Source organism: Blautia sp. OM07-19 (assembly GCF_003481595.1).
GTDB lineage: Bacteria > Bacillota > Clostridia > Lachnospirales > Lachnospiraceae > Blautia_A > Blautia_A intestinihominis.
In genome coordinates this window covers 37,250-52,094 of the sequence record NZ_QULA01000007.1, presented here as the reverse complement: position 1 = coordinate 52,094, position 14,845 = coordinate 37,250, and the positions used below count along the sequence as shown (strand labels likewise).

14 protein-coding genes are annotated in these 14,845 nt (G+C 44.4%); all 14 read right to left on the bottom strand.

What is annotated here, in order from left to right:
- Window positions 1-80 precede the first annotated feature (80 nt).
- Window positions 81-1,211, bottom strand: coding sequence for a substrate-binding domain-containing protein (locus DXC01_RS07045; protein ID WP_118698609.1), 1,131 nt, complete (start codon window positions 1,209-1,211; stop codon window positions 81-83).
- A gap of 230 nt (window positions 1,212-1,441) precedes the next feature.
- Complete coding sequence (locus DXC01_RS07040; protein ID WP_118252107.1) at window positions 1,442-2,233, bottom strand: shikimate kinase; 792 nt, start codon at window positions 2,231-2,233, stop codon at window positions 1,442-1,444.
- A gap of 140 nt (window positions 2,234-2,373) precedes the next feature.
- Window positions 2,374-4,689 carry an ABC transporter permease gene (locus tag DXC01_RS07035; protein ID WP_022215393.1) on the bottom strand — a complete coding sequence of 772 codons (2,316 nt, stop codon included), beginning with the start codon at window positions 4,687-4,689 and terminating at the stop codon, window positions 2,374-2,376.
- 12 nt (window positions 4,690-4,701) lie between these two features.
- Window positions 4,702-5,400, bottom strand: a complete 699-nt coding sequence (locus tag DXC01_RS07030) for an ABC transporter ATP-binding protein (RefSeq protein WP_022215394.1) — start codon at window positions 5,398-5,400, stop codon at window positions 4,702-4,704.
- A gap of 251 nt (window positions 5,401-5,651) precedes the next feature.
- The gene (locus DXC01_RS07025) at window positions 5,652-6,260 is read right to left on the bottom strand and encodes a hypothetical protein (RefSeq protein WP_118252109.1); all 609 of its coding nucleotides are present in this window, start codon (window positions 6,258-6,260) and stop codon (window positions 5,652-5,654) included.
- A 59-nt stretch (window positions 6,261-6,319) separates the two neighbouring features.
- Window positions 6,320-7,342 carry an LCP family protein gene (locus DXC01_RS07020; RefSeq protein ID WP_118698608.1) on the bottom strand — a complete coding sequence of 341 codons (1,023 nt, stop codon included), beginning with the start codon at window positions 7,340-7,342 and terminating at the stop codon, window positions 6,320-6,322.
- Window positions 7,339-7,761 carry a hypothetical protein gene (locus tag DXC01_RS07015; protein WP_118698607.1) on the bottom strand — a complete coding sequence of 141 codons (423 nt, stop codon included), beginning with the start codon at window positions 7,759-7,761 and terminating at the stop codon, window positions 7,339-7,341. Before DXC01_RS07015 ends, DXC01_RS07020 begins: the two co-directional genes overlap by 4 nt.
- Before the next feature lie 17 nt (window positions 7,762-7,778).
- Window positions 7,779-8,498 carry a CpsD/CapB family tyrosine-protein kinase gene (locus DXC01_RS07010; protein WP_022215397.1) on the bottom strand — a complete coding sequence of 240 codons (720 nt, stop codon included), beginning with the start codon at window positions 8,496-8,498 and terminating at the stop codon, window positions 7,779-7,781.
- Window positions 8,499-8,520: 22 nt separating this feature from the next.
- On the bottom strand, window positions 8,521-9,285 hold the full coding sequence (locus DXC01_RS07005; protein WP_118698606.1) for a YveK family protein: 765 nt from the start codon (window positions 9,283-9,285) through the stop codon (window positions 8,521-8,523).
- Between the two features lie 174 nt (window positions 9,286-9,459).
- Window positions 9,460-9,780 carry an AzlD domain-containing protein gene (locus DXC01_RS07000; RefSeq protein WP_022215399.1) on the bottom strand — a complete coding sequence of 107 codons (321 nt, stop codon included), beginning with the start codon at window positions 9,778-9,780 and terminating at the stop codon, window positions 9,460-9,462.
- Between the two features lie 4 nt (window positions 9,781-9,784).
- Window positions 9,785-10,492 (bottom strand): AzlC family ABC transporter permease, encoded by a 708-nt coding sequence (locus tag DXC01_RS06995; RefSeq protein WP_118252112.1) that lies wholly within the window; start codon window positions 10,490-10,492, stop codon window positions 9,785-9,787.
- A gap of 8 nt (window positions 10,493-10,500) precedes the next feature.
- On the bottom strand, window positions 10,501-10,920 hold the full coding sequence (locus tag DXC01_RS06990) for an ACT domain-containing protein (protein WP_022215401.1): 420 nt from the start codon (window positions 10,918-10,920) through the stop codon (window positions 10,501-10,503).
- 114 nt (window positions 10,921-11,034) lie between these two features.
- Window positions 11,035-13,407, bottom strand: coding sequence for a ribonucleoside triphosphate reductase (locus tag DXC01_RS06985; RefSeq protein WP_022215402.1), 2,373 nt, complete (start codon window positions 13,405-13,407; stop codon window positions 11,035-11,037).
- 187 nt (window positions 13,408-13,594) lie between these two features.
- Window positions 13,595-14,842: a GTPase HflX gene (hflX, locus tag DXC01_RS06980; RefSeq protein ID WP_118698605.1), complete on the bottom strand. Its 1,248-nt coding sequence runs from the start codon at window positions 14,840-14,842 to the stop codon at window positions 13,595-13,597.
- Window positions 14,843-14,845: the final 3 nt, after the last annotated feature.

Sequence of the window (14,845 nt, the reverse complement as noted above, 5' to 3'; positions counted from 1 at the left end):
CAAAAAGCAGGCGGGGCATTCACCCCGCCCATTTAATTCAAGTTTATATATTTACTGGTTGCTCACTGCCTGCGGAAGTATCAGCCTGCTGGATGAAGGTATCCGTCATCGTCCTGTGTGTAGTATCCTGTGTCAACAAGTTCTTCTTTCATGTTGTCTTTGGTTACAACTGTAGGAACAAGCAGGAAGGATGGGCATTTGTTTCCATCAGATGTTTCATAGGATTCTGTATCATATGCACAATCGAAATCCCAGCCAGAGTTTTTGATCAGAGATTCATCAATTGTGTCACCTTTCAGCATTGCTTCTGCAAGGTCAAGTGTTACGACTGCTTCGTTTGCAACTGCTTTGTAAACGGTCATGGACTGTTTTCCGTCAACGATGTTTGCAAGGTTTGCTTCGTCACCGTCCTGTCCTGTGATCAGAACGTCATTTTTGCCTGCATAGTCAGACTCGATCGCCTGTGTAACACCAAGTGCTGTAGAGTCATTGGAGCAAAGAGCTACATCAAGCTGTGTTCCGTCTGCATAGTAGGAAGCGAGGATGTTCTGCATTCTTTCGAGAGCTGTCTGTGTATCCCACTGAGCTGTTGCAACAGAGTCGAAATCTGTCTGTCCGGAAACTACATTTAATGTTCCTGCATCCAGATAAGGTTTCAGAGTATCGTAAGCACCGTTGAAGAAGTATCCAGCGTTGTTATCTGCCGGGTCACCTGCTGTGAACTCGATGTTGTAGGTTTTGTCACCTGCATTGTCAAGATCCAGAGTATCGATTACGTACTGTCCCTGAAGAGTACCTACTGTGTAGTTATCGAAAGAAATATAGTAGGAAACTGCATCGGATTTGATCAGACGGTCATAAGAAATAACCGGGATTCCAGCATCTTTAGCTTCATCCATAACTGTGTTAAGTGCTTCACCATCGATAGCTGCAACTACCAGAAGGTCAACTCCGTCGGAGATCAGGTTCTGGATATCATTTACCTGACGGTCTGTTTCGTTGTCGGAGTATGTCAGCTCTACATCATAGCCAGCTGCTTTGAACTGTTCTTCCAGATAAGAACCATCTCTGTTCCAACGCTCCAGAGACTGTGTCGGCATGGAAATTCCGATCTTTCCGCCGCCTGCTGCATCATCAGAAGCAAATGCAGGAACTGCACAGGATGTGATTGCCATTGCTGCTGCCATCGCTAAAACTAATTTTTTCTTCATAAGAAACCTCCCATTTTTTATTCGTTCTTATTAGCTATTTCGTATAGCTTTTTGATGAGATTATAATACCATATGGATATATTAAACAAAATGGACTGTTTTTTGATGCACCTTTCAATTTTTGCGAAAAAAAATATCCAGATGGGACTCATCTGGATATTTTAGTAAAATCTTTATAAATGATAGTAAAATTATGCTATTGACAGGGAGTTGTATGCTATTTTGCTGCCTTATTTACTCTCTGCATCCAGGGCGCGGAGGCTGTGTACGAGTTCTTCGCAGATCTCCAGCTTGTCCTTGCCATCTGTCTCGATCACGATGTCAGAAGCAGCTTCGTATTTCTCGCGGCGTTTCTCCATCAGGTCTGCGATGAAATCAACGTTTTTGTTGCCCTCAAGGAGCGGTCTGTCGTGATTGTCCTTGACACGGTTCAGGATTGTCTCCGGTTTTGCGGTAAGGAGAACGACACGTCCATTCTTCTTCATCTCAACAACGTTGCGCTCTCTCATCGGAACACCACCGCCGCAGGAGATGACAACGTTTTTCCTGGACTGCATCTCGATCAGCAGTTCTGTCTCCAGATTGCGGAAGTATTCTTCTCCATAGGTCTCGAAGATATCGGAGATGGACATTCCCTCTCTCTCCGCGATGATCTGATCCATCTCAACAACTTCCATGGCAAAAACTGTCCGAAGAAAATCAGAGATTGTAGATTTGCCGGCTCCCATGAAACCGATCAGCACGATATTGTAATCAAACAGTTTACGTGCCTGGATCTTCTTGCTGTTTCTGGTGATCTCCTCAAATACTGCGTCTACTTCGTTCTTATGACGCTTGCCTTCCATTCTTCTGGCAAGCCATTCCTTCTGTTTTGCCTCCTGCTCCGGCTGGAGGATCGGGATATCGTTGGCTTCCTTGTAAACCATGATATCCTCTACAATTCTGTTACGCATGAGCAGTGCATCCAGAAGGATCTCGTCACACTGTCCCAGGCTCTCTCTAAGTACATCTAACTGGCTCATATCGTTTCCTCTTTTCCGTTCACCTCTGTTATCTATTCTATATTCTGCAAAATGGAATTCTTTTCCGTGAACAATTTCGTCCTTTTATTATAACAGCTATTTAACACTTTAACAATATGAAGTGCGAATTTTATTCCAGTTTATTCTGCATTTTTGAGAGCTTCGCCCATAGGAACTTTGCGGATCCTTCTGTATTCCAGCAGCGCAACGATACCATAGGTCACAAATCCTGCTGCAAACATCTGCACATAGATCATCGGGTCGATCCATAAGGCAATCCAGCCGGAAATACTCTGCAGCATCATTTCCCTGAACAGGACTTCCATCACGGTCGCCTCGATCGGCAGACTGATGAGAAGGCACAGGATGACTACGATCGATGTGGACATGATGTACAGCCTGCTGATCTCTCCGTTCGTGTAACCAAGGATCTTTGTCATGGAGATGGACTGTGCGTTTTTTTCGATGATGATCTTGGACAGGAGATAGATCAGGATCATATAGATTGCGATCGCAAAGCCGTTGACCAGCCCCATCATGCTTCCCATTGATACATTCAGCTGTCTGGAAATCTTTGTCAATGCATCCAGATCTATCACGGAACCAATGTAGCTGCTGTCGATATCCGTAATCTCTGAGTTGCTGAAATAGCCACTGAAATAATCATCTCCCAGATCAAACATCTGATTCAGTTCATCCTGCGGCATAAAGATACAGAGACCTCCATTGTAATCATAGATCCCGCCGATTCCGAATGTATACTCATCATCTTCATATTTTTCTTTGAGGGTGATCGTGTCTCCCGGCTTCAACAAAAACTTATCTGCATATGCCTGTGAGATATAAACTCCATCCGAAAAATCCGCATCGATATACTTACTGTCATCATGAATGCCATAAAGAGACACTTCTTCGCTCTTATATTTGCCCGGAAGCGTATTCAGTGAATAGGCACTGAATTCTTCCGCATCTTCATTATCCGTTTCCGTATCACGTGAAAAAAGAAGCATATCCAGCATACTTTCCAGTTTATTGCTGCCTCCCATCACACTGACCGGCACAGACAACATATACTGGTATTTTGCCAGCATATTGTTCTGGATCTCCATCTGATAATGATCCAGTGCGGACGGAAGCAGAAGCCCGAACATCAGAAGCAGGTTTGCAAAAACGATTCCCACAAAAAGCACCAGATAGTTGCTGATATTCTGGAAGATCACACGCAGACGGAATCTGTGGAAGATCTTGAGTTTCGGGCTTAAATAAAGGGCTCTTTTCTGTTTTCTGGTGGACAGATCCCTTCGAAGGAATTTAAGCGGGGAAAGCTTCAGCTTATGATGCAGGATTGCATAGTTGACCACAAACATGATCACCACAGGAACCACAGTTGTCAGAAGAAACGCTTCTGCATTCCAGATCGTCACATAAGTCGGAAGGCTGTAGCTTCCATAATACATACCGGCGCAGACATCTTTGAACGCCGTATATCCCAGAATATTTCCGATCAGTGCACCGATGAGTGTCACAATGACAGGAAGTGTCATATAATGCTGGGCCAGCTCGCCTCTGGTATAACCGGATGCCCGGAGTGTTCCGATGACACCGGCCTCTTTGGCGATCGTATTGCTGGTTGTGATGCCAAATACAAATGCCATGATCACAATGATGATATACAGAAGCATGACCATCATTGCCTTATCGCTTCCCATATCGTCACCGGTAAAAATGATCGCCTGATTCTGATACTGTGGAACAAAATTTTCCAGTGTGACTACTTTTCCCATTGCCTTCATCAGATCTTCGGAAACATCTTTTTCCTCAATCTCGCTCTGTGGCTTTTCATTGTAAGTCCAGGCATAGTTATACTGGAGTTTGTCCTGATCGAGAGTGTCAAACTCTTCCTCCGTTACCAGACCAACACCAAATTTTACCGCATCAAACATTGTGTCACTGTTGTTCTGAAACAGGCAGCTGTAATCGGAAAGTGCAACGAGCCCTGTGACCGTCCAGGATTTTGTTCCATCCTCCAGCGTATCTCCGATCTTCAGGTCATTGTTATCCGCATACATACGGTCGATTGCGATCTCGCCTGTTTTTTCTGCCAGCTTGCCGTCCATCAGGCAGACTTTGTTGACATCTGTACGGTTCTTGAAGAAACGCATCGTACTGCCATTGGTGAGAGTATCTTCTATATAATAGTTCTCATAGACTTTGACGCCTTTTTCTTCGATCGCTTCGCGCTGTCCACGGTACAGCCGCTCTCCGGTGCGGAAGTTTCCATCTTCGATGTTGTATTTTTCAAATCCCTCATTGTATGCCTGGATCATACTGCCATCTGCAACCAGGAAACCGGATACCATTCCGATCGTCGTAACCATCAGGATAAACACGACCAGATATTTGCCGAATTCCCCTTTGAGTTCACGGGGGATCCTTTTTCTCAGAGGATTTTTCATGATACCGCCTCCTTACCAGTCAAGATCCATTGCCGGGATCTTATGTTCATTCTGATAATTCTTACGTATCATGCCATCACGCAGTTTAACTACACGGTCTGCCATATCCTTGATCGCATCGTTGTGCGTTACCATGATGACGGTATTGCCGTATTTCTGATTAACAGTCTCGATCAGTTTCAGGATCTCCTTGGAAGTATTGTAATCCAGTGCTCCTGTAGGCTCATCACAGAGCAGGATATCCGGATTCTTTACGATGGCACGTCCAATCGCAGTTCTCTGCTGCTGTCCGCCGGAAAGCTGGTTCGGAAGTTTCCTCTGGTGCTCATAGAGTCCAAGTGTATGCAGAAGCTCATCCACATCCAGTGCCCGGTCACTCAAATATGCCCCAACTTCGATATTTTCACGGACAGTCAGATTCGGTATCAGATTATACATCTGAAAGATGTATCCCAGATGCTTCCGCCTGTACTGGGAAAGTTTCTTTTCTTTCATATCTGCCAGTTTCTCACCTTCAATGGAAATGCTTCCTGCATCTACGCTCTCGATCCCGCCAATGATATTCAGAAGCGTGGATTTGCCGGAACCGGATGGACCCAGAAGCACACAAAATTCTCCTTTTTCAATATCCAGATCCAGACCCTTGAGGACATCTACCCTGCTGTCCCCGGAGCCAAATGATTTCCTGATATCCCTTATTTCCAAAAACATAATAGTCTCCTTTTCATACTCTGTTATAGTGGTATAACACTGTTACTATTATGTTAGTTTAAACTATCCAGGTTGTCAACTTGTGGAGTTTATTATGAAAAACTTTCTCAATAGTGCTGAATTCAGGCAACTTTTGCACCACCAGTTCTTCTTTTGAGATATGTAATACAAAAAATAATCCCCTCAGACAACCGATTACGGTCATCCAAGGGGATTGAATTCACTTCATTAATATGAAACCTCTGAACTAATTATTTAGCTGCCGGAGCATCAGAGATGATGGAGAACAGAGAAATGTCTTCCAGAGTGATTGTAACTGTGTGGTTCTCTAAATCGATATCTTCTGCCGGAATCTCAACGATTTCCCAGAGTCCTGTTTTTGCATTGTAAGCCAGAACTTTGAGTCCTGTTAAGTCTTTTGTAAGGTTCTGAACAGTAAGAGTTACTTTGTATTTACCATCCTCTGTTTTTTCGATAGTTACATCAGAGTTCTCATCTTCTGTCAGGGAGTAGAATGCTGTTACGAATTCTGTTCCTTCAAGTTTTTCAGCGATCTCTAAGAGATTTGCTTTCTGATCTTCTGTCAGATTAGCGTTTGCAGTTGTTTCTTCTTTTGCTGCTGCGATGAAATCTTTCATTACATCTGTGCCTTTGTTTACATCAACAACTGCGCCCGGAAGAACTGTGTAAGTTTTGGAAATTTCCTGGTAAATAGGTGTAGTTGTATCTACAACTGCAACTTTGTAACCGTCTGCTTTACCAGTCTTGTCGATACTTCCTGCTGCCATTGCAGTAACTGCAGAAGTAACTACTACTGCTGCTGCAACAACACATGCCATGATACGTTTTTTGAGCTTCATCTTTCATCTCTCCTTTGGGATTTTTATTTAGATAATAGTACTTACGTGCTAACTATCTCTTACAACTTATTATAAAACATAGAAAGAACCAGTTTGTAAAGTGCATCATCATCTACATGATACTCGTCATAATATTCCCCTTCTACGCCCTCACCAGGAACAGTCTGTGTTTCCAGTGTACTGTTTCCTGCTGCATTCAGGAGTTTGACAAACACATCATTTCCCATATTTGTTACGGTATAAGGCTGGATATCATTCAGCATATTACCCACAAAAGAGGAATCTGTCTGTGTCTTCTCCTGAAGTTTCGGGATCAGAGCCTTCAGATAGATCTTCTGCCGCTGCTGGCGAACCAGTGCACTCTGACTCTTGCCCGAATCTCGATAACGCAAAAATTCTTCTACATTATCGCCATTGATAACTACGGTTGCTCCTTCTTTGAAATAAGGATCGTATTCTTCCAGACTGTCATCCGGTACAACGATCTCCACATCACCTACAAGCTTCCCAATCTCGGAGATACCGCTGATGTTCATAGAATAATATCCCTGAATCGGAAGGCCATGAAGAAGATTCGAAACTGCTGTTTTCATCAGTTCACAGCTTTCTTCCTTACCATCTCCATAGGCATACTGCAAGTTAATATGGTTGTCCGTCATTCCCAGACTTATTCCTGACGGGTTAAAAACCTCAATCTCTGTAATTGTGTCACGTGGAATGGAAAGTACCTGCACCTGCTCAGTCGCCCGATCCAGAGATACTAAATAAATAGAATCCGCCTGTCCGGCATCCAACTGACTCTCCATCTCACTGACTTCTTCTGTTGAATCAATTCCCATAAATAGGTAATTGCTCAGATGATCATTGTAACGGTACGTCGCTCCTTCATACTCAACAGTACTCTGGTCTGATGAACTGACCGTTTCCCCCTGACTGGCACCTGTACTGGTCTTCACAACTCCCTGTGTCTGCTTCCACAGAAAATATCCAACACACAATGCTGCCACCAGAATAATCACAATGACAACAATCACAATCCTTGCTCTACTCTGTCTCTGAGATCTTCTTCTCTTAGTCTTCATTTCTTTTCACTGTTCCCGGACGCTGTATTACTCTTATCAGCATTCTGTGTCTCACTGTCCTTGGACTCTGAAGATTTGTCTGTATCAGAAGTCTTGTCTTCCTCTGAAGTCTTATCAGTATCCGAAGATTTCGCTTTATTTGTCGCTGCTTCCTGCTTCTGTTTGGAAGTATCAGCAGTTCCTGTGCTGTCTTCTTCACCTGCTTCTTCTTTGAGTTCAGACGCATGTTCCTTTACAGTTTCATAATTGTCAATTCCTGTCTCCTGCTTCTCTGACAGTTTCTGCAGACGTTCTGATTCCTGCTTCATTTCCTTGCGGTTTGTCAGTAACAGTCCTCCAAGAACCACAATCAATGCAATACAAATGATCACCAGAATAATATTTGTAAATTTACTATTTCTTCTACTGTTCCAGCTCACTTCTAACCTGCTTTCTTTTATTGTGTTTTTTCTGTCTGTTCTGATGTTGCCAGTTTCTGATAATAGCCACCATAATGTTTATAATAGGAAGAATAATACTTATCCTTCTTGGTGTCAACTTTATTCATTACTGCCCCAAGAATACGGCATCCACTCTTCTCAAGCTGTTTGATGCACTTCTGTGCAAGCTTATAGCTTACGACACCAGGTTCAATGACAAAAATCCCACCATCACAGTATCTCGCAATTACCGCTGCATCGATTACACTTCCGATCGGAGGTGTATCTACAATGATATAATCATAATAATTCCGAATCTCCTTCATGAATGTCCGGAACAGATCCTCACTGAGAAGGCCTGACGGGTTCGGTGCAATCGGTCCTCCGAAAATAATATGTAAATTCGGGTAACTGGTTGAATAAATAAGATCCTTGACCTCTGCCTGTCCACTGAGGAACTGAGACAGCCCAACTACTTCCTCTTCAACTCCCAGACGGATCGCAAAATCAGACTTACGGATATCTCCGTCTATAATAAGCGCTTTCTTGCCAATACTGCTTAACTCCTGAGCTATACTAAGGACAATATCGCTCTTCCCCTCATTCGGAAAGCAGCTACTGACCATGATCGTCTTGATACTCTTTCCTGAAAGCTGGATGTTGGTACGAAGAGTCTTGATTGCTTCTGTATAGAAATAATCCTGCTTTCTGATATCTTTTATTGCAATTTTCCTCATTTATAAGATTCCTCCATCCAAATCAGTGTCTTTTTTTCCTGCGTTTCTTGCCTTTGTAGTGGACGTAGTCCTTTCTGTCCGGAACTACTGCAAGAACAGAAATGCCGAGATATTTCGCAATATCATCTTCTGATTTCAGAGTATCATCCATAATTGTGATCACAACTACGATTGCTGCTGCTGCTACCACGCCAAGGATAAATCCCATTACGACATTCTTCTTCATGCTTGGTGAAGACTGAACTGCCGGGATCTTACCAATCTCAATGATCTTAGGCGGAATAACCTCCATCTTATCTCCAATGTAATTGGATGCTACATTAGCGATCTCATCTACGATCTTCTTTGCCTGCTCCGGATCTGTATTCTGTACAGAAATCTCCAGAATACGGCTGTCGGATGGATTCTCTATGGAAATACTTTTTCTCAGAGCATCAGAATCCATATCCAGATCCAGGTTCTTGATTACCTGTTCAAGAACAGGTGTACACTTGATCAGTACGGTGTAATCACTTGTCAGACTGGTTCCCAGCTGAATATCAGCAAGAGAAGTAAGTGTTGTCTCCTTGGACAGAACCAGAATGCTTGATGTAGAGGTATATACCGGAGTCATTACAAATTTCGTGAATAATCCGCAGAGACAGCCAACCAGCAGACCTGCTGTCAGAAGAATCAGGAATTTGGATTTTAACACATTAAAAATCTCAAGCAGATCAATCTCTACCTCATCATCCTGTTTGTTTCCGTCAATCGGATCATCAAGATACGAATTCAAATTCTCTAACATCGTATAATTTCCTTCCTCTGTTTTATTACGCTGCAGCTTATATCCTATACTATCTTCAGCGTAACATCGTAATATATGCATTTATCATACTACCATACGCCCTGAGAAGTGTCAATCAACAAAACTTCCAGATATCTTGCAGAATGTGTCTTTTTCCCTGTACATTCTCCCTGTTCACATCACAAATCCCATGATTCTTTCTGCAATAAACACCGCCGCACATGCGAATAATGCCACCGTCAGAAGGCTCTTTTCCTTATACGCGACAATCAGTGCCACGACAAGTCCTACCACACCGGAAAGGATTCCTCCTGCAGTCGCTGTCAGGATCGCCGGGAAAGTCATCGCAGCAAGACAGGCATATGGCACATAATATAAGAAAGATTTTACAAACGGGCTTGTGATCTCCTTCTTAAAAAGGACCAATGGAAGCATACGGATCAGGTAGGTAACACCTGCCATGACCAGGATATAAACATATATATTTGGCTTCATCTCTCTACGCCTCCTTCTCTTCCGGGACCGGGCAGAAATATGCTGCGATTCCGGCTACCAGTACGGTTGTAATGATGATCACAAATCCGGCAGAAACTTTATTCAGAACCGGAACAACTGCAAAGATGGTGCTGACTGCCATTGCTCCGATCACAACACCTAATATCGCTCTGTTTTTCTTTGCCGGCGGTATGATGACTGCGAGGAACATTCCATAGATTGCCACGCTCAGTGCACTGACCAGGAAATCCGGCAGAAGATTTCCTGAGACTGCCCCGACCAGAGTACCCAGTGTCCATCCTGGAATCGCAACTGCCATCACACCATAGTTGTACCATGGGCTGACACGCCCCTCCTGGCTGGCACTGACACCAAAGATCTCATCCGTCACACCAAAAGCAACAGCCAGTCTGTGCCCTGTAGAAACACCTCGTTCCAGTTTCTGGGAAAGTGAGAATGACATCAGACAATATCTCAAGTTGATAACAAGCTGTGTCAGTGCCATCTCCCACAGAGATCCCGAAGCAAAAATAATCCCGATCCCTGCAAACTGTCCCGCTGAAGTAAGGTTTGTCAGTGAGATCAGTACGGCGGCGGCGATTGAGATCCCGCCTGCAACCGCCATCATACCAAAAGTAAAGGATACCGCAAAGTATCCCAGACCAATGGGGACTCCGTCATGGAGTCCCTTCTTAAAAGCAGTGCTGTTCATGATGATCTTTAGCCCTCCAGACTGTTCAGTACACGGAAGCCATTGTTGGTCAGTACGTTTTCTGTGACAAAAACATCGTCTGTCTGAAGGATCATGATCGGAAGACTGTTTCCTCTATGATAAGATGTATAAATATAATCAAGGTTTACATTGCAGTTTCCGAGAACTTCAAGAACAGCATTCAGGCCGCCGACTTCATCCTTGATGTCTACGGCAATGACCTCTGTCACACGGTTCATATATCCATTCTCTGTAAGGATCTTCTCTGCCTCATCTGCTTTGTCTGTCACCATACGGAACAGTGCAAATTCCGGTGCATCAAAACATGCAAATCCATAGATGTCAATTCCTGCTTCTTTGAGGAGACCTGTTACTTTCTGAAGGCTTCCTGCTTTGTTTTCGATGAATACGATATTCTGTTTGATCATTTTCTCTCTCCTCGTCCTGTATGTATAAATATACTAACTTTTTTCATTATACTCACCTTTATACAAAAAGTAAACCGTCAGAAACATTTCTTGTGCTCCTGACGGTCTGATATTTTAGTCTAATTCTTCATCCACATATTTCTGGATATTGGATGCATTCACATATTTCTTAAGATGCTCTCCATCTGTGATGACCAGAGTCGGTGCCTGCATGATCCCGAACTGGCGCGCCATGTCCGGATTCTTCTCTGCATCAATGATCTCCAGATCTTCGCCTTCCAGCATTTTCTTGGCCATACGGCAGTTCGGACAGGTACTTGTAGTAAACAGGTATTTATGTGTTTCCACCGGTTCTACTTTGACATCATCCTCTGTCACTGTCACCATGCTGGTGTGTACCTTCTTGAGTGAAGAATGCATCACATCATATAAAGTACGGTTCTTATATTCCTGTGCCTTACCATCGTTCCAGTTCTGTACCGGACGATAGTATCCTGTAATACGGCTGTAAACTTCTGCCTTCTTGCCACATTTCGGACAGGTAAAGTGCTCACCGCTCAGATAGCCATGTTCCTTGCATACGGAGTAGGTAGGTGAGATCGTGTAATACGGCAGTCTGTAGTTCTCTGCGATCTTGCGTACCAGAGATGCTGCTGCTTTCCAGTCCGGAAGTTTCTCTCCGAGGAATCCATGGAATACAGTTCCTGAAGTATACAACGTCTGAAGCTCGTCCTGGATATCCAGTGCATCAAAGATATCAGAGCTGAATTCGACCGGAAGATGGGAACTGTTTGTGTAATACGGTGTGTCGCCCTTGCTTCCTGCTGTACGGATGTCCGGCCAGCGTTTACGGTCATGTTTTGCCAGACGGTATGCGGTGGACTCTGCCGGAGTCGCCTCCAGGTTAAAGAGTTCTCCCGGATATTCCTCCTGATAATCAGAAAGTCGGTTACGCATATGTGTCAGAACTTCTTTGGTAAATTTCTGAGTACGTTCATCAGTCATGTCGCATCCGAGCCATCTCGCATTCAGACCAGCTTCATTCATTCCTACAAGACCGATTGTCGAGAAGTGGTTGTCAAAACTTCCCAGATATCTCTTGGTGTACGGATACAGTCCCTCATTCAGAAGTTTCGTGATCACTTCACGCTTGATATGCAGTGATCTTGCGGAAATATCCATCAAGCGGTCCAGTCTACGGTAAAATTCCTCCGGTGTCCTGGACTGGTATGCGATCCTTGGCATATTGATCGTTACTACGCCGACAGAACCTGTGCTCTCACCGGAACCAAAGAATCCGCCGCTCTTCTTGCGGAGTTCACGAAGGTCAAGACGAAGTCGGCAGCACATGCTGCGGATATCGCTCGGTTTCATATCGCTGTTGATATAGTTTGAAAAATACGGAGTTCCGTATTTCGCTGTCATTTCAAATAACAGACGGTTGTTCTCTGTATCTGACCAGTCAAAATCTTTCGTAATGGAATAGGTCGGGATCGGATACTGGAATCCTCTTCCGTTGGCATCACCCTCGATCATTGTCTCGATGAATGCCTTGTTGACCATATCCATCTCTTTCTTGCAGTCTTTGTACTTGAAGTCCATTTCCTTGCCGCCTACGATCGCCGGAAGCTCTGCGAGGTCGTCTGGAACGGTCCAGTCAAGTGTGATATTGGAGAACGGTGCCTGTGTTCCCCAGCGGCTTGGGGTATTTACGCCATAAACAAAGGATTCAATGCACTTCTTGACTTCCGGATAAGCAAGTCCGTCTGCCTTGACAAACGGAGCAAGGTAAGTATCAAAAGAAGAAAATGCCTGTGCTCCTGCCCATTCATTCTGCATGATCCCAAGGAAATTGACCATCTGGTTACACAGAACGCTTAAGTGCTTCGCCGGGGCGGATGTGATCTTGCCCTCGATTCCGCCAAGTCCCTCCTGGATCAGCTGCTTGAGAGACCATCCTGCACAGTAGCCTGTCAGCATGGACAGATCATGAATGTGGATATCTGCATTTCTGTGCGCTTCTGCAATCTCGTTATCATAGATCTCTGAAAGCCAGTAATTGGCTGTTACTGCACCGGAGTTACTTAAGATCAGACCTCCGACGGAATATGTTACTGTTGAATTTTCTTTTACTCGCCAGTCCTCGACCTTAACATAGCTGTCTACGATTTCTTTGTAGTCGAGGATCGTTGATTTCATATTACGGATCTTTTCTCTCTGTTTGCGATAAAGGATATATGCCTTTGCCACATCGCTGTATCCGGCCTGGATCAGTACGTTCTCCACGCTGTCCTGGATGTCCTCTACGGTTACTTTATTGTTCTGGATCTTATTCTGAAAGTCTGCCGTAACCCGAAGTCCGAGAAGATCGATCATATCCTTACTGTAAATTTTTTCTTTTGCGTCAAATGCTTTGTCAATGGCTGAAGTGATCTTGGACATCTGAAAGTCTGCGATCTCTCCGTCACGTTTAACTACCTGAAACATGCTACACCATACCTCCCTGTCATGCGCTGTAGACCTATTGTATCAAACTATGCCCTTTGCGTCAATATATAAAAAACACTATATATTGTGTCATGTTAATCATTTCACAACTATATAGTGTTTGTTTTTGTTATATTTTTCTTATGATATCTGCCGGTTTTGCCCGTATTTTCGGGCTTTTCGCACGTTATTTCGGCATCACAGAAACAAAGATTTCTGCCGGTACACGTGCCTTTACAAAAATTCCATCTTCACGATATTCTTCTGAGAGAAGGCTTCCAAACTCACGGATCTTCTGGATCTTGCCAGCTTCACTGTACGGGTACAATTCCTCCAGATAGATCTGATCCTCCGCCAGAAGTTTCGCAAGGACGTCCTTAAATTCATCCAGACCTTCTCCTGTTCGTGCAGAACATTTCACAGTATAATCCGCTTTGAGATCACGGATACCGCTTCCTGTTACCTGGTCCTGTTTGTTCAGAAGTGTAACGATCTTTTTGCCGGTCGCTCCCAGTTCCCGGAGAGTTTCATAAACTGTGAACATCTGAAGCTCCGCCTGCGGGTTGGATGCATCCACCACGTGGATGATATAATCTGCATATTTTGCTTCTTCCAGTGTACTCTTGAAAGCTTCTACCAGATGATGCGACAGTTTACGGATAAATCCTACAGTATCTGTAAGCAGGATCTGCTGTCCGTCCTTGAGTTCGAGCACTCTCGTTGTCGGGTCCAGCGTGGCAAAAAGCTTGTCTTCTGCCAGGATCCCCGCTCCTGTCAGTGTATTCAAAAGAGTGGACTTTCCTGCATTCGTATATCCTACGATCGCCGCTGTCTTGAGGTTTCCTCTGGAACGCTTACCGCGGATCAGTTCTCTGTGTTTCTCCACCTGTGCAAGTTCTGCCTTGAGTGCAGAGATCCTGGTACGGATCAGTCGTCTGTCTGTTTCCAGTTTCTTCTCTCCAGGTCCTCTCGTACCGATACCGCCGCCCAGACGGGACAGGGATTCTCGAAGTCCGACGAGGCGCGCCGCACGATAACGAAGCTGCGCCAGTTCGACCTGGATCTTACCCTCACTGGATACAGCACGTCCTGCAAAAATATCCAGGATCAGAAGGGTTCTGTCCATAACCTTGCAGTCCAGTTCCCGTTCCAGATTGTTCAGCTGTGCCGGAGAAAGTTCATCATCACAGATGACTCCATTGGCATCCAGAGCGCGTAAAAGGGATGCCACTTCTTCAATCTTGCCTTTGCCGATATAGGTTCCAGGATGGACTGCCTCTCTGTTCTGGATCACCTTCGCTACTGTCTCTGCTCCGGCAGTCTCAGCAAGTTCTTCAAGTTCATCCAGAGAAGCTTCTACATCGTCTCCCACTTCTGTCTGAACACCAATGAGGATCACCCTCTCCTGGGTTTCCTTAAATTCATAAAACTGCATAAC